14 protein-coding genes are annotated in these 18741 nt (G+C 72.9%); 2 read left to right on the forward strand and 12 right to left on the reverse strand.

What is annotated here, in order from left to right; translation table 11 throughout:
* Window positions 1-128 precede the first annotated feature (128 nt).
* The 11 genes from mctP to ACFT5B_RS13445 all read right to left on the reverse strand — a co-directional run bounded on the left by mctP (window position 129) and on the right by ACFT5B_RS13445 (window position 15497).
* Window positions 129-1814 carry a monocarboxylate uptake permease MctP gene (mctP, locus tag ACFT5B_RS13395; RefSeq protein WP_386799024.1) on the reverse strand — a complete coding sequence of 562 codons (1686 nt, stop codon included), beginning with the start codon at window positions 1812-1814 and terminating at the stop codon, window positions 129-131.
* Between the two features lie 35 nt (window positions 1815-1849).
* Window positions 1850-2254 (reverse strand): DUF3311 domain-containing protein, encoded by a 405-nt coding sequence (locus tag ACFT5B_RS13400; protein ID WP_386799026.1) that lies wholly within the window; start codon window positions 2252-2254, stop codon window positions 1850-1852.
* 102 nt (window positions 2255-2356) lie between these two features.
* A complete protein-coding gene (locus tag ACFT5B_RS13405) occupies window positions 2357-3301 on the reverse strand; it encodes a 4-(cytidine 5'-diphospho)-2-C-methyl-D-erythritol kinase (RefSeq protein ID WP_386799027.1) in 945 nt (314 codons plus the stop codon).
* Window positions 3298-4167 carry a 16S rRNA (adenine(1518)-N(6)/adenine(1519)-N(6))-dimethyltransferase RsmA gene (gene rsmA, locus ACFT5B_RS13410; RefSeq protein ID WP_386799029.1) on the reverse strand — a complete coding sequence of 290 codons (870 nt, stop codon included), beginning with the start codon at window positions 4165-4167 and terminating at the stop codon, window positions 3298-3300. Before rsmA ends, ACFT5B_RS13405 begins: the two co-directional genes overlap by 4 nt.
* Before the next feature lie 37 nt (window positions 4168-4204).
* On the reverse strand, window positions 4205-5497 hold the full coding sequence (locus tag ACFT5B_RS13415; protein ID WP_386799031.1) for a ubiquitin-like domain-containing protein: 1293 nt from the start codon (window positions 5495-5497) through the stop codon (window positions 4205-4207).
* 265 nt (window positions 5498-5762) lie between these two features.
* Window positions 5763-6731: a G5 domain-containing protein gene (locus tag ACFT5B_RS13420; RefSeq protein ID WP_386799033.1), complete on the reverse strand. Its 969-nt coding sequence runs from the start codon at window positions 6729-6731 to the stop codon at window positions 5763-5765.
* Between the two features lie 373 nt (window positions 6732-7104).
* Window positions 7105-8175, reverse strand: a complete 1071-nt coding sequence (locus ACFT5B_RS13425; protein ID WP_386799035.1) for a G5 domain-containing protein — start codon at window positions 8173-8175, stop codon at window positions 7105-7107.
* Window positions 8176-8590: 415 nt separating this feature from the next.
* Window positions 8591-10567, reverse strand: coding sequence for a ubiquitin-like domain-containing protein (locus tag ACFT5B_RS13430; RefSeq protein ID WP_386799037.1), 1977 nt, complete (start codon window positions 10565-10567; stop codon window positions 8591-8593).
* Between the two features lie 157 nt (window positions 10568-10724).
* Entirely contained in the window at window positions 10725-11714 is a 990-nt protein-coding gene (locus ACFT5B_RS13435) for a TatD family hydrolase (RefSeq protein WP_386799039.1), read from the reverse strand.
* A 1-nt stretch (window position 11715) separates the two neighbouring features.
* Entirely contained in the window at window positions 11716-13509 is a 1794-nt protein-coding gene (metG, locus tag ACFT5B_RS13440; RefSeq protein ID WP_386799041.1) for a methionine--tRNA ligase, read from the reverse strand.
* 686 nt (window positions 13510-14195) lie between these two features.
* Window positions 14196-15497 (reverse strand): PQQ-dependent sugar dehydrogenase, encoded by a 1302-nt coding sequence (locus ACFT5B_RS13445; RefSeq protein ID WP_386799044.1) that lies wholly within the window; start codon window positions 15495-15497, stop codon window positions 14196-14198.
* A gap of 56 nt (window positions 15498-15553) precedes the next feature.
* Between ACFT5B_RS13445 and ACFT5B_RS13450 the strand changes: the two genes are divergently transcribed.
* Window positions 15554-16399, forward strand: coding sequence for an aldo/keto reductase (locus ACFT5B_RS13450; RefSeq protein WP_386799046.1), 846 nt, complete (start codon window positions 15554-15556; stop codon window positions 16397-16399).
* The gene (locus ACFT5B_RS13455) at window positions 16396-17259 is read left to right on the forward strand and encodes an aldo/keto reductase (RefSeq protein ID WP_386799048.1); all 864 of its coding nucleotides are present in this window, start codon (window positions 16396-16398) and stop codon (window positions 17257-17259) included. The genes ACFT5B_RS13450 and ACFT5B_RS13455 overlap by 4 nt, the downstream gene beginning before the upstream one ends.
* 95 nt (window positions 17260-17354) lie before the next feature.
* On the opposite strand, the gene ACFT5B_RS13460 is transcribed toward ACFT5B_RS13455, so the two are convergent.
* Complete coding sequence (locus tag ACFT5B_RS13460; protein WP_386799050.1) at window positions 17355-18731, reverse strand: flavin monoamine oxidase family protein; 1377 nt, start codon at window positions 18729-18731, stop codon at window positions 17355-17357.
* Between the last annotated feature and the right edge of the window lie 10 nt (window positions 18732-18741).

Raw genomic sequence — 18741 nt, forward strand, 5'->3', positions numbered from 1 at the left:
CCGGCGTGGTACCCCGCCACCGGGCATCCCGCGCTCTGTAGCGCGGCAGGGGCCAACCCTCGCGTGGTCCACCGGCAGCCGGCTTACCTGGCGGGCGCGGACCCCGTGTTCGGCACGAAAGGTGCTGATCAGGAGAGCTCGGTGCGGAGCTCCTCCGGGACCGGCTGGACGCGGACGTCGTCCTCGTCGACCTCGTAGTCCGTCGAGCGCGTGCTGTCGGCGGTGTCCTTGACCTTGCAGGCCCGCAGGACGAGCGTCCCGACCGTCGCGATGACGGCGTTGAGCACGAACGCGGTGATCCCGATGTACACGGTGGTGTGCGTCCACGGGATCGCGGCGATCGAGCCGCCGAAGTGCTTGCCGGTCGCCGGGTTCACCACGTTGTACGCGGCGATCGTCCCGAAGACCATGCCCGCGGCCCACCCGACGAGCAGCGCCCACTTGTTGAACCACCGCGTGTACAGCCCCGCGACGATCGCCGGGAACGTCTGCAGGATCCAGATGCCGCCGAGGAGCTGCAGGTTGATCGCGGACGACTGGTCCATCCCGAGCACGAAGACGAGCGCCCCGACCTTGACGAGCAGCGACACGAGCTTGGAGACCTTGGCCTCCGACGCGGGCGTGACGTCCGGCTTGAACAGGTCGCGGTAGATGTTGCGCGTGAACAGGTTGGACGCGGCGATGGACATGATCGCGGCGGGCACGAGCGCGCCGATCGCGATCGCGGCCAGCGCGATGCCCGCGAACCACGACGGGAACGCGTCGAGGAACAGCTGCGGGACGACGAGCTGCGCGTTGACCTTGCCGTTGGTGTCGATCGGCTGCGTCCCCGCCTTGATGGCGACGTACCCGAGGAGCGCCAGGAAGCCCAGCATGAGCGAGTACAGCGGCAGGACCATCGAGTTGCGGCGGATGGTGTTGCGGCTCTTCGTGGCCAGCACCCCGGTGATCGAGTGGGGGTACATGAACAGCGCCATCGCGGAGCCGAGCGCGAGCGTCCAGTAGGCGTTGAAGCTCGCGGGTCCGGGGATGATCGCGCCCGCCGCCTTCCCGGTGGCGGGGTTCACGGTCGACATCTTGTCGTCCGCGGCCGAGAAGATCGACGACCAGCCCCCGAACTTGCTCGGCAGGTAGATCACCGCGACGACGATCGCCAGGTAGATCAGCAGGTCCTTGACGACCGCGATGAGCGCCGGAGCCCGCAGGCCGCCCGTGTAGGTGTAGGCCGCGAGCACGACGAACGCGATGATGAGCGGCAGGTCGTTGGTGAAGGTGTTGCTCGACGACCCGAGGCCCAGAACGGTGAGCACGGCCTTCATGCCGACGAGCTGGAGCGCGATGTACGGCATGGTCGCGACGATGCCGGTGAGCGCGACCGCCGTGGACAGCCAGCGCCCGCCGTAGCGCCCGCCCACGAAGTCCGCCGGCGTCACGTAGCCGTGGCTGCGCGAGACCGACCAGAGGCGGCTCATCAGCAGGAACACGATCGGGTACAGCACGATCGTGTACGGGACGGCGAAGAAGCCGCTCACGGCCCCGGTCGCCCACATCGCGGCGGGCACGGCCACGAACGTGTACGCCGTGTAGAGGTCGCCGCCCAGCAGGAACCAGGTCACCCACGAGCCGAACCCGCGGCCGCCGAGGCCCCACTCGTCGAGGCTCTTGAGCCCCCGGTCCTCCGCGGACGTGCGCCACCGGGAGGCCATGAAGCCGATGCCGGCCACGATGACGAACAGGATGATGACGATCGTCAGCGCGAGGCCGGCGATGTCGCGGTGACCGCTGGCGTCGGGCGCCGCGGCGGGGAGCGTCACGGCCGGGAGCGTGACGGTAGGGAGCAGGAGCGCGTTCACCGGGCACCCCCGTCCTGGCCGTCGACGCCGTCCGCGCCGTCGGGCGCGCCGTCGTCGGCCCCGGGGGCGGCGTGGCGGGCGGGACGGCCGCCGCCCTGGGCGGCCTGGTCGCGCACGACGGCGCGGCGGCGCCGGTCCTCCTTCATCATCACGACGTACGCGACGTACAGGAGCCCGGCGTCGATGAACACCCACAGGAGCTGGTACCAGTAGAAGAACGGCATCCCCGCGAGCTCCGGGTCGTGGCGCGCGTAGATCGGGACGACGAGCGGCAGCACGATCCCGATCGCGATGAGGACGCCGGCGACCGCGTACGGGCCGGGTCGGGCCGGCCCTCGGACCGGCGTGTCGGGGCGCACACCGTGTCGGGGCGCGTCAGGGCTGGGGACAGGTTGGGGCACGTTCGACTCCTTCGTCTCTTCGTTGAGCGAAGTCCATCGGGTCCGCGCCGGGATCGCCGGCCGGACCTGGGCCCGGTCCGCGGATCGGTCGGCGGGATGTCGTCAGACGATCCGTGCCCCGGGCGATGGGCCGACGGCAGTATAGACATCGTCCACGGCACCCACGGCCGTCCACGACGCGGCGATCGCGAGCGCGTGCTGGCGGCTCCGCGCGAGCGCGGCGACCGTCGGGCCGGAGCCCGAGAGCATGACGCCGAGCGCGCCGGCGTCGCGCGCGACCTCGATGGTGTCGCGCAGGTGCGGGGCGAGGCCGAGGGCCGGCTCCTGCAGGTCGTTGTGGAGCAGGGCGCCGAGCGCGGTGGGGTCGCCGGCCCGCAGCGCCTGCATGAGGGGGGTGTCGTCGGCGAGCGCCGGGTCGGCGGGGACGCTGCCGCCGCCGGCGTGGGAGGCGTCGAACGCGTCGAAGACCCGGGCGGTGGACAGCCCCTCGTCGGTTACGGCGAGCGCCCAGAAGAACTCGCCACGGACCATCGCGGGCGTGAGCACGTCGCCGCGGCCGGTGCCGACGGCGACGTGGCCGTGGAGCGCGAAAGGCACGTCGGCGCCGAGCCGGGCGCCGAGGTCGGTGAGCTCGTCGCGCCCGAGACCCGTCTCCCACAGCGCGTCGCAGGCGACGAGCGCGGCGGCGGCGTCGGCGGACCCCCCGGCCATCCCGCCGGCGACGGGCACGCCCTTGACGATCGCGAGGTGCACGTCGGCCGGGACGCCCGTGTGCTCGGCGAGGAGCTCGGCGGCGCGCCACGCGAGGTTCGTCCGGTCCGTAGGGACGCGCTCGGCGTGCGGCCCCTCGACGGCGATGGACACGCCCCGACCGGCCGGCACCGCGGTCGCGGTGACCTCCTCGAACAGGGAGACCGCCTGGAAGATGTTGACGAGCGGGTGGTAGCCGTCGGGGCGGACGACGCCGACCCGGAGCGACAGGTTGACCTTGCCCGGCGCGCGGACGGTCACCGCGGGCTCGGGCGCGGCCGCCAGGTGCGCCGTCATGAGGTCACCTGGGCGGCGAAGGCCTCGGCGATGCGCGCGAAGTCGGTCACGGTGAGCGTCTCGCCACGCGCGGACGGGTCGACGCCGGCCGCGACGAGGACGCGTTCGGCGGCCTCGCCCGAGCCGGCGGTCCGGGCGAGCGCGGCGCGCAGGGTCTTGCGGCGCTGGGCGAACGCGGCGTCGACGACGGCGAAGACCTCCTCGCGCGTGGCGGTGGTGGCGGGCGGGTCGCGCCGCTCCAGGGCGACGAGCGCCGAGTCGACGTTGGGCACCGGCCAGAAGACGCTGCGCCCGACCGTCCCGGCCCGGCGCGCCGACGCGTACCAGGCGGCCTTGACGCTGGGCACGCCGTAGACCTTGGAGCCGGGGGCCGCGGCGAGGCGGTCGGCCACCTCGGACTGCACCATCACGAGGACGCGCTCGAGCGTGTCGAAGCGCTCGAGGAACGTGAGGAGGACGGGCACCGCCACGTTGTACGGGAGGTTCGCGACGAGGGCCGTCGGCGCCTCGCCGGGCAGCTCGGTGACGTCCAGGGCGTCGCCGGGGACGACGGTCAGCCGCTCGGCGAGCTCGGGGGAACGGCCGGCGACGGTCTCGGGGAGCTGCCGCGCGAGCGTCGGGTCGATCTCGACCGCGACGACGCTCGCCCCCGCCTCGAGGAGCCCGAGCGTGAGCGACCCGAGCCCGGGACCGACCTCGACGACCCGCTCCCCCGCCTCGACGCCCGCGGTGCGGACGATGCGGCGGACGGTGCCGCCGTCGTGCACGAAGTTCTGGCCCCACGTCTTCGTGGGGCGGACGCCGAGACGCCCTGCCAGGTCCCGGATCTCGGCCGGGCCCAGCAGGGCGCCTCGGTGGTCGGTCATGGCGGTGAGCCTACCGGCCGGGGGTGTGCTCGGTCGCTCAGAGGAGACCGAGCTTGGCCGCGCAGGCGGGCCACTGGCCCCAGCCGGAGCGCGCCTGGAGCTTCTGCGCGAGCGCGGTCTGCGTCGCGGCGGAGGCGTCCGTCGGCAGGCCCGTGCCGCCGAGCGACTGCCACGTGCCCACCGTGAACTGGTAGAGCCCGTAGTAGCCGGCCGGGTTCACGGCCTTGGGGTTGCCGCCCGACTCGCACTGCGCGAGCTTGGCCCACACGCCCGACGTCGGGGCGCTGCCGGCCGACGAGCTGCTGCCCGACGAGGACGACGAGCCGCTGGACGACGACGAGGAGCTCGAGGACGACGAGCTCGAGGACGACGAGCGCGTCGTCGAGGTGACGACGGGCTTCGGCTCGGGCTTCGGCCGCTCCTTGGTCCCGGTCACGACGACCTTGCTCACGGGCTTCGTCGTGACGCCCTTGCTGAGGACGGTCTTCGCCTCGACCTTGCCGTCGACGTAGGTGACCCGGTAGGTCGTCGTGTAGACGCCCTTCTTCCCGGCCTTGGTGACCGCGGAGCCGAGGTCGGCGTACCGCGACGCGTCCTTCTTGTGGACCGTCTTGAACGCGACGGACTTGGTGTGCTTGACGTTCTTGACGGCGACCCGCTCGACGACGAGCGCGACGTCGGGCGAGCCGGTGCGGGGCTCGACGGACACGCGGTCGCGCGCGCCGAGGGTGATGTCGAGCTGCTTGAGCACGCTGTCGACGCCCTGGCTCGGGTCCTGGACCACGCGGGTCTTGCCGTCGGCCACCACGGCGACCGGGCCGGAGGCCGCGAGCTCGAGGCCGAGGGCCGGGCGGCCGCCGGCCTGCGAGCGGTTGGCGACGAGGCTGACGTCGGAGCCGCGTGCCTCGAGCGCTCCGAGCGCCTCGCCGGCGTCGAGCGCGGTGGTCCACACGGTGGTCTTGGTGCCGTCCACGTCCACCGTGACCTGGTGGCCGTAGCGGACGACGATGCGCTCGCCGTCGTGCAGGGAAGCGTCGGGGCCCGGGGAGACCACGTCGTGGTCGCCGAGCTCGATGCCCTTCTTCTGGAGGAGGTCGCCGACGCTGCCGGCAAAGGTGCCGGCCGTCGACGACTCGCCTGCCACGTCGAGGGTGACCGACTTGTGGGCGCCGGCGTAGACGGCGCCGCCGCTGACGAGGACCGCGACCGCGGCCCCTGCGGCGATCCAGGGCCAGCGGCGGTGCCGGCTCCGGGTGGTGGTGGCAGCGGTGGCCGCGGGCTCGGTGCCCGGCGTCGTGCTGCCGTGGGGGGTGTCCTGGGGAGAAGTCACTCGAGTCCAGTCGTCGAGCGGCCCGGGCACGGAGGCGAGGTGGCGCGCGTGGCACCCCGGTGCCGGGTCGCGGGGTTGCCGCGACCCGGGGTGCGGGCTCGTGCCCGCCCGGTTCTCGTGCTCCGATCCGGCTGTCAGCGTTCGACCGTAACCGATCCGTGATCTCCTACGAAACCCCTGTGCGGATTTGTGCCCGGTATTACCGGAAACAGATCGAAGGCGGTGGGAATTCGCGGCGAAAACGGCGTCAGCCGGTCATGGCCGGTCAGTACCAGCCGTAGTGGTGCGAATGGGACAGAGCACCGCAAGGCGTGTGGTAACGGCCCTTGATGTAGCCGAGGCCCCACGTGATCTGGGTCTTGGCGTTCGTGCGCCAGCCCGGGCCGGCGCTCGCCATCTTGCGGCCCGGCAGCGCCTGCGGGATGCCGTGCGCGCCGCTGCTGCTGTTGTGCGCCGACACCCGCCAGCCCGACTCGCGGTTCCACAGGGAGACGAGGCACGTGTACTGGCGGGTGCTCCAGTGCTTGCGACGGACGAGGTCCTTCGCGATCGCCTTCGAGTACGCGACCGTGGCGTGCTTCGGGCTCTTGCGCGTGCCCTTCACGACGACCTTCTTGACCATCGTGCTGTGCGTGCGCACGACCTTGCGGGCCGTGACCCTCCCGTCGACGCGGGTGATCCGGGTGACCGTCGAGCGCGTGCCCGCGTGACCCTTGCGCTTCACGTAGGAGCCCAGCACCTTGTAGCGCTTGCTCGACTTCACGACCTTCGTCGTGCGCTTGACGTGCTTCTTCGTCCTCACGTTCGCAACGGTCACGCGCTGCACGGTGACCTTTCCGGCCACGCCGGCGCGCTTGTCGGCGGCGCTCGCCGGGCCGAGGCGGAGGCGGTCGTTGCTGTCGGCGCGGACGTTCGCCGCCGTGAGGAGCGCGCCGACGGTCGCATGGGGGGCCGTCGTGACGATGTTCCGGTGCCAGCTCTTGGCGTACAGCCGGACACGCGCGCCCGCGGGCAGCTTCGTCGTGCGGTGCGCGGTGGTGGTCTTGGTGACCGCGCCCGCGACGGGCGCGACGGTCGCCGTCGCCGCGTCGGCGGCCTGCGGGGCCAGCGCCACGCTGCCGGTGACGCCGACGCTCGTGAGCGTCAGGGCGACGACGGCGGCCGCGAGCGCACGGCGCGGGCCGCGGCGCGGGGCGATCGGCTCAGCGGTCTGGTCAAGGGGGCTCGGGGCCATGGGAGCAGTCCTCGGGTCGTGCCGCACGGCCTCCGTCGCGCGGCGGGTGCCGGGACGAGCGACCGAGTAAATGTGCGGTCCGTGATCTGTTCGTGATAGCGCGAGATTCGCGCCGTCGTGTGCCACAGGTCGGGCGTTCACGGTCGTGGGGGGCGGGGCGGGAGGGGCGTGCGGGGGACGGGGGCGCTCGGGGGGCGTCGCCCCGCCGCTGGCGGGGGGGGACTGCGGTGTCGCGGGCGCCCCTGCCGTGGGCGGGGCGGCGCCGCGCCGGGCGCCGGGGGCCGCCGCCCCCCCCGCGCCCCCCGCCCCCCCCCCACCCACGGCGGGAGGGGTGCGGGGCGGCAGCGGCGCCGCCCCGCACCAGCAGGGCCGGTCAGTACCAGCCGGTCGCCTGCGAGTGGCCCCAGGCACCGCACGGGGTGCCGTAGGAGCCTGCGATGTAGTTCAGGCCCCAGGTGATCTGGGTCCTCGCGCTCGTGCGCCAGTCCGAGCCCGCCGAGGCGAGCTTCGAGGCCGGGAGCGACTGCGGGATGCCGTAGGCGCCGCTCGACGCGTTGGTCGCGGTGACGCTCCAGCCCGACTCGCGGTTCCAGAGGTTCACGAGGCACTGGTACTGGTCGCCGCCCCAGCCGCGCGCCGCGACCATCGAGGCGGCGATCGCCTTGGCACCGGACGGGCCGGCCGGGATCGGGTCGGACTTCGTGCCCTTGACGAGGATCCGGTCGACCGCCGAGTTCATGACCTTGACGGTCGTGCGCTTGACGACCTTGCCGTCGATCGTCGTGACGCGCTTGACCGTCGTCTTGACGCCGTCGTGGCCGGCGCGCTGGACCTTGGTCCCGGCCGACGCGAGGCGGTGGGAGTCCTTCTTGACGATCGTGTGAGCGCGGGCGGCCGTCTTCGTCGTCTTGTTCGTGACGTCGACCTTGTGGACCGTGACGGTCGCGACGAAGCCGTACTTCTTCTGGGCCTTCGTGGGCGGCGTCAGGACGATCTTGTCGTCCTTGTCCGTGGTGACGTGGTGCGCGGCGAGAAGCTTGCCGACCGTGGCGGTGGCCGTGTCGGTCGTGCGGACCTTCCACGAGTGGGCCACGACGTGCACGGCGCCGGCCGGCAGCGTGGTCGCGGTGGTGGCGTTCTTCTTCGCGGCGATCGGCTTCCCGGTGAGCGGGGTGCGACCGTTCGTGAGGTCACGGGTCGCGGCGTGGTCGCCGCGGTCCAGCGTGGTCGTCGTGGACGAGCTCGGGGAGGCGGCAGCGGCGTCGGCGGGTGTGCTGCCGAGGCTGGAGGCCTGGGCGACGGCGATGCCGCCGACGACGGCGAGGCCGCCGACGGTGGCACCCACCGCGAGGAGGCGGCGGCGGAGGCGGAACGAGTGCTCGCTGTGGCGGCGCTCGGAGCGGGTGGTCGGTGCGGACGTCTGTGCGGGGCGAGGCGAAGTCATGCAGGTCCTTGCTGGTGCCATCCGGGCACGACGGGCGGTGGGCGTGAAAGCGCTCCCAGCCAACGACCCCGACGGCGCGACAGGACCGGGCGCAGTGAGGCGGCACCGGACCTGGACAGTCCAGGGCACGGGTCGGGCGACGCCCGTAGCGTCGCCCGGTGGCTCCGTCCGCCGATCCGGCGGTTCGAGTGCATGACGCTAGGCGTGGCCCCGCGCAGGTCCAAACCGTCCGTGCGAGGTGTGCGAGGTCGCGCCCGGTTCATCCGTAACGGAAGCCGAGATCTTCACCGCGCACGCACACGCCGTCCCGGGGTCGGTTCCAACTGGGACGACCGTCCAACTGGACGAACGACCTGGACGAGCGACCCACATGGGGTCGGCCGGGCGCCCACCCCGACCCGGAGGTGCGTGCCGGTCAGTACCAGCCGGTGGCCTGGGAGTGTCCCCACGCCCCGCACGGCGTGCCGTACCGGCCCGCGATGTAGTTCAGCCCCCAGGTGATCTGGGTCTTGGCGTTGGTCCGCCAGTCCGACCCGACCGTGGCCATCTTCGAGCCCGGGAGCGCCTGCGGGATGCCGTACGCACCGCTCGACCCGTTCGACGCCGTGACGCGCCAGCCGGACTCCCGGTTCCACAGGGACACCAGGCACGAGAACTGGGACGAGTCCCAGCCGCGGTCCGCGACCATCGCCTTCGCGATCGCCTGCGCCGACCCCGGCGAGACCACGACGGTCGACGGGTCGGGCACCGCCATCGTGCCCACCAGGACGACCTCGTCGACCGGCTCAGCCGTGACCTCCTGGCTCACGAGCGTGCGCGAGACCTCGACCCCACCCTTGGTCGAGACGGTGTAGGTGCGCTCGATCGAGCCGACGCGCCCGGTCGTCTTGACGACCTTCTGGCCCTTGGGCAGCGAGGGGTCCTTGATCTCCTTCGAGTCGAAGGCGATGACCTGCGTGACGTGCGACTTCGAGGACTTCCCCCGGTTCACGACGACGACCATGCCGTCGACGGCAGCGGCGCCCACCGGCGCCGACGTCGTGTCCTTCGACCCGAGCTCCACGCCCGCGTCGGTGAGCACCTGCCCCACGGTCGACGCCGACGTCGTCACCGGCACGTCCTGGCCGTCGACGAGCACGTGCAGCGACTTCGTGGTCGAGATGCGCAGCGGCTCGCGCCCGAGCGGGGCCGAACGCGACGCGGAGGTGATCGCGCCGTCGGCGCGCGACCCGAGCGCGTCCATCAGCTCGCCGACGGTGGACGCCGTCGTCGTGATGGTCTTCAGCTCGCCGTCGTCCTCGATCGTGACCTGGCGGCTCGTGCGGACGACGATCTCGTCCACACCGCGTGCCGGCGCCGAGAGCGCCGGCTCGACGACGTCGCCCTCCTTGACCGACACGTGCTGCTGGGCGAGCACGTCGCCCACGGTCCAGCCGTACGCGTCGACGGCGCGCGTGCTGCCGTCGACGTCGAGGTCGAGGTGCCGGTGGTACACGGTGAACGCGCCCGTCGTCCCGACGACGGCCGCCAGGACCATCGCCTGCGCGCCCCAGCGCACCGGTCGGCTCGTCAGGTGCGTGCGCTCGCGCGTCCGCTGGCGGTGGCGGCTCTCGCGGAACAGCGCCGGGTGGGCCTCCGCGGTGTGGGTGTCGGTGGGGAGCTCGACGGGCGCCAGGTCGACGGGCGTCTCGGCCGGCGCCGCGTCCGCCCGGGCGGGCGGCGGCGGTGGCGTGCTCGGCGTGGCTCCCGGAGGCGGGGGCGGAACGCTCGGGCCGTCGTGCACCGGGAGCGTCACGCGCGTCGCGACGGTCGACTCGACGACGGGCGCCCACGCGCGGAGCGCAGCCGCAGCCGTCGACGTGCGGTCGACCACCGGGACCGGCCCGGACGGGGTGTCGATCATCGGGACGGGAGCGGACGTCGTCGTGACGGCGGGCTCCGGGGATGTCCGGTGCAGCCCGCTCGGCGGCGGGGGGACGGGCGGCACGGCCGGCGTCGGGAACGTACGACGCGCCCAGGCCCCGGCGAGGCGCGGGACGTCGACGTCACGGCCGAACGTGCGCGTCGGCGCGTCGGCCCGGTGCGAGCGGGACCGGCTCGGGCCGGGGCTCGGCAGCGGCGCCGGCGCCGGACGGGTGGCGGCCGACCGCGTCGTCGCGACGTCCCGGGCCCGCGTGGGCGGGCCGGCGTGGAGCGATGCCGACATGCGGGCGCCGTCGGCGCCGCCGCCCACGGGCGCGAAGTGGAGCTCGCGTCGCAGCACGGTCTCCGGCGCCGGGTGGTTCGCCGCCTGCTCACGACTCAGCTCGCGGGCGCGCTCCTCGCGTTCGCGCGCCTCCCGCAGCTCACGACGCGTCGGAAAGACCCGGGGGGCGGGCATCTCGTCGATCACGCGTGATCCGATCGTCGGCGGGACAGGGCGGTCCAAGCAGGTACTTCGTCGTTCCCCCTGACCGTCGGCAGCGGTGACCGCCGGTCGTTGGAGACGAAGATAACGGACGGGTCACGGTATGCGTCAATCGGCCGACCTCCGCGACCTGCCCGCGCGGTCACCACGTGCCGTACACCTCGGTGGTGTTCCGGGCGACGGCGGCGCAGAAGTCCGCCAGTTCCAGGCCCTGCACCTCGGCCGCCCGCCGCACCGTGCGCGGCAGGAGATAGGGCGCGTTCGGGCGTCCACGGAACGGATGGGGCGTGAGGTAGGGGGCGTCCGTCTCGACGAGGACGTGGTCGAGGGGTGTCACGGCGAGGGCCGCGCGCAGGGCGTCGTTGGCGCCGAAGGTCACCGGGCCCGCGAACGACAGGTACCAGCCGCGCTCGGCCGCGAGACGGGCCAGGGCGGCGTCGCCCGAGAAGCAGTGGAAGACCGTGCGCTCGGGGGCGCCGTCGGCCAGGAGCACCTCGACGACCTCCGCGTGCGCGTCCCGGTCGTGGATCTGGACCGGCAGGCCGAGCTCGCGCGCGAGCGCGAGGTGCGCCCGGAACGACTCCCGCTGGACCCGCTCCCCCTCCGGGCCCGTCCGGAACAGGTCCATGCCGGTCTCGCCGATCGCGCGGACGCGCGGGTTCTCCCGGGCCACGGTCGCCACGCGGGCGATCGCGTCGTCGAGCGGGACCTCGTGCCGGGGCTGCGGGTCCGGGTCGAGGCCGTCCGGGCCGACCTCGCGGACGCCCGCGTGCAGCACCGCCTCGTTCGGGTGGATCGCCACCGCGCCCACGAGCGCGTCGTGCTCGCGCACCGCCGCGTCCGTCCACGCGACGGCGTCGAGGTCGCAGCCGACCGTCACCATCCGCGGCACGCCCGCCCCCTTCGCCCGGGCGAGGTGCTCGGCGACCGTCGGGACGTGCACGGGGTCCGCTGCGCCGTCGGGACCGTCGGGGAACCACGTGCCGCCGGGCGGGGTCCCGCCCAGCACGTGGTGGATCGAGTCGAGGTGCGTGTGGTTGTCGACGACGGCGACCGGGAGGGGCTCCGGGTCCGGCGGCCAGGCGTACCGCTCCCTGCGACGACGCTGCCGTTGCTCGCTCGACGGCGTCACATCAGGCCTTCTCGCGCAGCCGCTCGAGCTCCTCCTCGACGATCGAGTCGTCGAGCTTGGTGAAGATGGGCGTCGGCTTCGCGACCGGCGTCCCCGGCACGACGGCGCGCGGCTCCCACGTGAGCAGGTCCCCGCCCGTGTAGTCGCCCGTGATGACCGGGTAGTGGCGCGAGTCGTCGTCGAGGTCGGTGACCTCCTCGATGCGCGGCAGTGGCGTCACCGTGCCCGACCCGCCGAACGTCTCGTGGACCTGCTGCGCCGAGTGCGGCAGGAACGGCGCGAGCAGCGTGTTGCAGTCGCTCACCGCCTGCGTGACCGTGTGCAGGACCGTCGCCAGGCGGTCGGGGTCGGACTTGAGCTTCCACGGCTCCGTGTCCGAGACGTACTTGTTGACGTCGCCGACGACGCGCATCGCCTCGCCGATCGCCGCGCGCTGGCGGTGCGTCTCCAGCAGGTTGCCGACCGTGCCAAACGCCGACGTCGTGGTCGCCAGCAGCGCCTCGTCGACGGGCTGCCGCTGGCCCGGCGTCGGGATCGCGCCGAAGTTCTTGTGCACCAGGTTCGCCGTGCGGTTCACGAGGTTGCCCCAGCCGGCGACGAGCTCGTCGTTGTTCCGGCGCAGGAAGTCGGCCCACGTGAAGTCCACGTCCTGGCTCTCCGGGCCCGCCGCCGCCACGTAGTAGCGGAACGCGTCCGTCTGGTAGCGCGCCAGCATGTCGCGCACGTAGATGACGACGCCGCGCGACGACGAGAACTTCTGGCCCTCGACGTTGAGGAACTCGCTCGACACGACCTCCGTCGGCAGGTTCAGCTCGCCGTACGGGCCGGGCGTGCCGCCCTTGCTGCCCTTGCCCGCGTACGCCAGCAGCTCCGCCGGCCAGATCTGCGAGTGGAACGTGATGTTGTCCTTGCCCATGAAGTAGTTCGACACCGTCGCCGGGTCGTCCCACCACGCGCGCCACGCCTCCGGGTCGCCGGACCGGCGCGCCCACTCGATCGACGCCGACAGGTACCCGATGACCGCGTCGAACCACACGTACAGGCGCTTGTTCGGGTTGTCCTCCCAGCCCTCCAGCGGCACCGGGATGCCCCAGTCGATGTCGCGCGTCATCGCCCGGGGGCGGACGTCGTCGAGCAGGTTGAGGGAGAACTTCAGGACGTTGGGGCGCCAGTTGGTGCGCGTGCGCAGCCAGGAGTCGAGCGCGTCGACGAGCGCCGGCAGGTCCAGGAAGAAGTGGTTCGACTCCACGAACTTCGGGGTCTCGCCGTTGATCCGGCTCACCGGGTTGATGAGGTCGATCGGGTCGAGCTGGTTGCCGCAGTTGTCGCACTGGTCTCCGCGCGCGCCGTCGTACCCGCAGATCGGGCACGTGCCCTCGATGAAGCGGTCCGGCAGCGTACGGCCCGTCGACGGCGAGATCGCACCCATCGAGGTCTGCTCGACCATGTAGCCGTTCTTGTGGACCGTGCGGAACATCTCCTGCACGACCGCGTAGTGGTTCCGCGTCGTCGTGCGGGTGAACAGGTCGTACGACAGGCCCAGCTGCGCCAGGTCCTCGACGATGACCCGGTTGTACCGGTCCGCGAGCTGCTGGGGGGTCACACCCTCCTGCTCCGCCTGCACGAGGATCGGCGTCCCGTGCTCGTCCGTGCCCGACACCATGAGCACGTCGTGACCCGCCATCCGCATGTGCCGGCTGTAGACGTCGGAAGGGACACCGAAACCAGCGACGTGACCGATGTGGCGCGGGCCGTTCGCGTACGGCCACGCCACGGCCGAGAGGATGTGGGTCATGGCGTCATCCTAAGTGGGCCCCCGCCGACGGTGACGCTGCGTCCACCGACGGCGACGCTGCGTTCGCCCACGGTTCGGCTGCGCGCAGGTGACGCCCCGTTCGCCGACGGTGACGCTCCGCTCGCCGATGGTGACGTCGCCTTCGCCGACGGCGACGCCCCGTTCGCCGACAGTGACGCCCCGTTCGCCGACGGCGACGTGGTCGGGGCGGTTGGGCCGGGAGGGGTGTGCGCGGTCTTCCATCCGCCTCGCTCGTTCCTCGCTTCGGCTCCCGCCAGACCCGCCACGACCGCGCACACCCCTCCCGCCCCACCCTTCGCCCGTCGTCCCACCTCAACAGCCGCTCGCCCGCCCCAGACCCCGACGGTGACGCTGTGTTCACCGAAGGTGACGGGCCGCCCGTCCGCTGTGGTGCTCGCGCTGCGCGACGACGGCCCTCGAGCCCCGACACACGTCACCATCGGCGCCGACAGCGTCACCATCGGCGAGCGGAGCGTCACCGTGGGCGAACGCGACGTCACCACCGGCGAGCGGAGCGTCACCACCGGCGAACGCGACGTCACCATCGGCGCAGGCAGCGTCACCATCGGCGCAGGTATCGTCACCATCGGCGAGCGGAGCGTCACCACCGGCGAACGGGGCGTCACCATCGGCGAGCGGAGGGTCACCGTGGGCGAACGCGCCGGTCAGCTCGCGCTCGGGACCGTCACGCGCAGGAGCCGGTCGTCGTCGGACGACGGGTCGCCCCGGCCGTCGGTGTTGCTCGTGAGGACGAGGAGGGTGTCGGTCGACGCCGTGTCCTCGGCGGTCGGGTCGAGCATCACCGTGCGCAGCCGGCCGTAGGTGCCGTGCAGCAGCCGCTGCGGGCTGCCGACCGTCGCGCGGGCCGACGTCGGTGTGCCGCTCGCGGCGGGCTCGAGCGGGACGCGCCACAACGCCTCGCCCCGGAGTCCCGTGAGATAGACCGCCGAGTCGGACACGGCCAGTCCGGACGGGCTGGCATCGTCGGTCTGCCACGTCACGAGCGGGTCCATGTAGTGGTCGGGCGGGTTGGACGGGTCGGTGCCCGCACCGTCGGCCTGCTTGCCCTCGACCTCGGGCCAGCCGTAGTTCTTCCCGGACACGACCTGGTTGAGCTCGTCCCAGGTGTCCTGCCCGAACTCGCTCGCGAACATCCGCTTGCTCGCGTCCCACCCGAGCCCCTGGACGTTGCGGTGCCCGAGCGTCCACACGCGCGTGCCGGCGGGGTTGCCGGACGCGGGGTCGCCGTCCTGCGTGACCCGCAGGATCTTCCCGCCGAGCGACCCCGGGTCCTGCGCGTGCTGCCCGGCGGTCGCGTCGCCGGTCGTGACGTACAGGTCGCCGTCGGGCCCGAACGCGAGGCGGCCGCCGTTGTGGAACTGCGCCGCGGGGATGCCCGTCACGACCGGCGTGAGCGCACCCAGGCTCGGCGACGATCCGAGCGTGAGCCGCGCCCGCACGACCTCGTTGCCCTGCGCCGTCGTGCGGTAGAGGAACACGCGCCCGTCCGACGCGAACGACGGCGACACCGCGACCCCCAGCAGCCCGCTCTCCTGCTGGTGCACGGTGGTGCTCTGCAGGTCGTCGGCGCCCGGACCCCCGACCTCGGTCTGCTTCCCCGACGCCAGGTCCACCACGACGACGTGCGCGTGGTCGCGCTCCGTGACGAGCACCTTCCCGCCCGGCAGCGGGGCGAGCCCCCACGGGGTGTCCAGGTGGGTCGCGAGCACGGTCACCTTCGGCGTTCCGGCCTTCGCGGGCATCGTGGGCTCCGCCGACGACGTCCCTTCCGTCCCGGGCGTCGTCGCCGGGGAGGTGGGCGAGTCCGCGGTGGTGGCGGGCGCCGTCGTCGGCGACACCGACGGTGCGCGGGCGGGTGACGAGCCCGTGCACCCGGAGAGCGCGAGGGCGGCCGCCGCCCCGACAGCGGCGAGCCGTGCGACGGAGGACCTCTCGGCGTGAGCCATACCTCATCGTCCGACGCGAGGTAGCACCGCGCGACCGCCCGTGACACGGTGAAGGCATGGCTGATGCGACCGTCCCCCAGATCATGCTCAACAACGGTGTCCGGATCCCGCAGCTCGGGTTCGGCGTCTTCCAGATCCCGCCGGAGGAGACGCGGGACGCGGTCGCGACGGCGCTCGAGGTGGGCTACCGGCACATCGACACGGCCCAGATGTACGGGAACGAGCAGGGCGTCGGCGAGGCGGTCCGCGCGTCGGGGATCCCGCGCGACGAGGTCTTCGTGACGAGCAAGCTGTCGAACGCCTTCCACGAGCGCGACGCGGCGCTGGCGTCGTTCGACCGGTCGCTCGAGGCGCTCGGGTTCGACCGGCTCGACCTGTTCCTCGTGCACTGGCCTCTGCCCGACGTCGGGAGCTACGTCGAGACGTGGAAGGCGATGGAGGAGATCTACGCGTCGGGCCGGGCGCGCGCGATCGGGGTGTCGAACTTCCAGCCGCACCACCTGCGCCGGCTGCACACCGAGACGACGGTCGTGCCCGCGGTGAACCAGGTGGAGATCCACCCGTACCTCGTCCAGGACGAGCTGCGCGCGTTCGACACCGAGCACGAGATCGCGACCGAGGCGTGGTCCCCGATCGCGCAGGGCCTCGTCCTCGACGACCCGGTGATCGTCCAGATCGCGAAGGACCACGGGCGCACGCCCGCCCAGGTCGTGCTGCGCTGGCACCTGCAGCGAGGGGAGATCGTCTTCCCGAAGTCGGTCACGCGCGCCCGCGTCGAGGAGAACTTCGCGCTGTTCGACTTCGAGCTCGCGGACGCCGACGTCGCCGCGATCACCGCGCTCGACCGCGGCCAGCGCACGGGCGCCGACCCCGACACGTTCAACTGGGTCCCCGCGTCGTGAGCGGACAAGACCGCGCCCCGGCGCTGCCCGCGCCGGCCGTCCCCCTCAACAACGGCACGACGGTCCCGCAGCTCGGCTTCGGCACGTACAAGGTGCCCCCGGCGGACACGGCGCGACTCGTCCGCACGGCCCTCGAGCTCGGCTACCGGCACGTGGACACGGCGGAGATGTACGGGAACGAGCGGGAGGTCGGCGAGGCCGTCCGCGACTCCGGGCTGCCGCGTGACGAGGTCTTCGTCACGAGCAAGCTCGACAACCCGCACCACTCGCCCGACGAGGCGCGGGCCGCGTTCGACCGGACCATGGACGACCTGGGGCTCGAGCAGGTCGACCTGTTCCTCATCCACTGGCCGCTGCCGACCGTGACGGACTACGTGGCGCGGTGGAGGGTGCTCGAGGAGGCGTACGCGGCCGGGCGCGCCCGCGCGATCGGGGTGTCGAACTTCCAGGTCGCGCACCTGCAGCGCCTGCTCGACGAGGCCGACGTCGTGCCGGCCGTCAACCAGATCGAGGTCCAGCCGTACTTCGTCCAGGACGAGCTCCGCGCGTTCCACGCCCGGCACGGCATCGTCACCGAGGCGTGGTCGCCCCTCGCGCGCGGCAAGGTCCTCGACGACCCCGTCGCGGCCCGGGTCGCGGCCCGGCACCGCCGCACCCCCGCCCAGGTCGTCCTACGCTGGCACCTCCAGCGGGGCGACGTCGTCATCCCCAAGGCGTCGAGCCGCGCCCGGATCGCCGAGAACGGCAACCTGTTCGACTTCGCCCTCTCCGACGACGACATGGCCACGATCACCGGGCTCGACCGGGACGAGCGCACCGGCAGCGCGGACCCCGACACCTTCGACGGCGTCCGGGGATGAGCGCCGGCGTCCGTACGTCGACGCCGTCGAGGACGCCTACCCGTTCGACCATGTGCCGCGGTGAACCTGTCCCGCCTGCCCCCGCACCGCATCGATCACCCCTGCGGATCGGCACCACGGTCGGCCGCGAGGCGAGCTGTTACTTCTGCCGCTGCTCGCATGCCCGACAGGATGGCACCGTTCATGGTCCCGGAGGTCTCGTCGGCGGTCTCGGTGCCCGCCCAGTGGATGCGGCCGACGGGCTCGCGCAGGTAGGGCCCGAAGGCGGTCCAAGCCTTCGGTGCGACAGCGGGGTTGGGCCCGCCGGGCGCGAAGCTGTCGTTCCCCCAGGAGAAGTCGGTGTAGTCGGTGACCTCCCGCGCGCGCTGCCCGTACAGATGGACCAGGTGGTCCACCACCCGGCGGCGGCGCTCGCCCTCGTCGTGGGCGTCGAACCCGCGCGCGTCGCAGAAGGCCATGAGGATGCCGGGGCCGTCAGGGTGCGGGCTCACGTCGAAGGTGAGGAAGACGGTCTCGTCGTCGGACATTCCCTCGCCGGACAGGCCGTCGTCCCGCCAGAAGGGGCGGTCGTAGGCGACGAAGGCCTTGCTGAGCGCGCCGAGCCGCCAGGTCCGCGCGAGCCCGTAGTGCTGCTCGGGGAGGGCGGGCGTGAACTCGATGCTCGAGCGGTGCATCGGCGACGCGGTGACGACGACGTAGCGTGCCTCGATGGTGTGGACGGGAGTCCGGACCGTGACTCGGTCCCCTGCGGTGGTGACGCCCTCGACCGGGGAGCCGAGGAGCACGCGTGGCCCGAGGGTGTCGGCCAGGCCGCTCACCATAGTGTGCATGGTGCCCAGCATCCGGTCCTGCTGGTCGCCGCCCTCGACGGCGAGCATGTGCTCGATGCCGCCCAGCGTCTTGATGTAGCGCAGCACGTTGAACAGCGACACGTCACCGACGGGGGCGCCCCAGTGCACCAGGCTGATCATCGTCACGAACTTCCTGGTGTTCTTCAGCGCCCGCTTGGCGGTCAGCCACTCGCCCAACGACGTCGCGTCCAACCGTGCAGCGTGCGGATGCTCCCACGGCGAGGAGGACGGCAGGTCGTCGGCGGCCCTGTCCAGGGCACGCATGATGCGCGCGAGGTCGAGCATCACCCAGGGTGCCAGCGCGGTGACGCTCTCGACCCTGCGGCGCCCGTCGAAGGAGAGGACGCCCTTGCCCTGGTGGAACTGGGGGACGAGCTCGCACCCGAGCCGACGGGCGAGATCGCGTACGGCGGTGTGACCCGGCGCGACCCAGGTCGCACCCGCGTCGACGGCGACGCCCGCCACTTCGGCCTGCCGGATCCGCCCACCGACACGATCCCGGCCCTCGAGCACGACGACGTGGTGTCCTTCGCGGGTGAGCTGGTCGGCGACGGTGAGCCCGGCGATTCCTGCTCCGACGACGACGACGTCGGCGTGCTGCTTGGTGGGGGCGCTGCTCATGGTCGGCTCC

This window comes from Luteimicrobium sp. NPDC057192 (genome assembly GCF_042670205.1).
Lineage (GTDB): Bacteria > Actinomycetota > Actinomycetes > Actinomycetales > Cellulomonadaceae > Luteimicrobium.

What these genes read in the sequence shown, in the direction of transcription:
- ACFT5B_RS13405 (WP_386799027.1), bottom strand. Translation starts at nt 3,301, where the DNA reads ATGACGGCGCACCTGGCGGCCGCGCCCGAGCCCGCGGTGACCGTCCGC.
- rsmA (WP_386799029.1), bottom strand. Translation starts at nt 4,167, where the DNA reads ATGACCGACCACCGAGGCGCCCTGCTGGGCCCGGCCGAGATCCGGGAC.
- ACFT5B_RS13420 (WP_386799033.1), bottom strand. Translation starts at nt 6,731, where the DNA reads ATGGCCCCGAGCCCCCTTGACCAGACCGCTGAGCCGATCGCCCCGCGC.
- ACFT5B_RS13425 (WP_386799035.1), bottom strand. Translation starts at nt 8,175, where the DNA reads ATGACTTCGCCTCGCCCCGCACAGACGTCCGCACCGACCACCCGCTCC.
- metG (WP_386799041.1), bottom strand. Translation starts at nt 13,509, where the DNA reads ATGACCCACATCCTCTCGGCCGTGGCGTGGCCGTACGCGAACGGCCCG.
- ACFT5B_RS13445 (WP_386799044.1), bottom strand. Translation starts at nt 15,497, where the DNA reads ATGGCTCACGCCGAGAGGTCCTCCGTCGCACGGCTCGCCGCTGTCGGG.
- ACFT5B_RS13450 (WP_386799046.1), top strand. Translation starts at nt 15,554, where the DNA reads ATGGCTGATGCGACCGTCCCCCAGATCATGCTCAACAACGGTGTCCGG.
- ACFT5B_RS13460 (WP_386799050.1), bottom strand. Translation starts at nt 18,731, where the DNA reads ATGAGCAGCGCCCCCACCAAGCAGCACGCCGACGTCGTCGTCGTCGGA.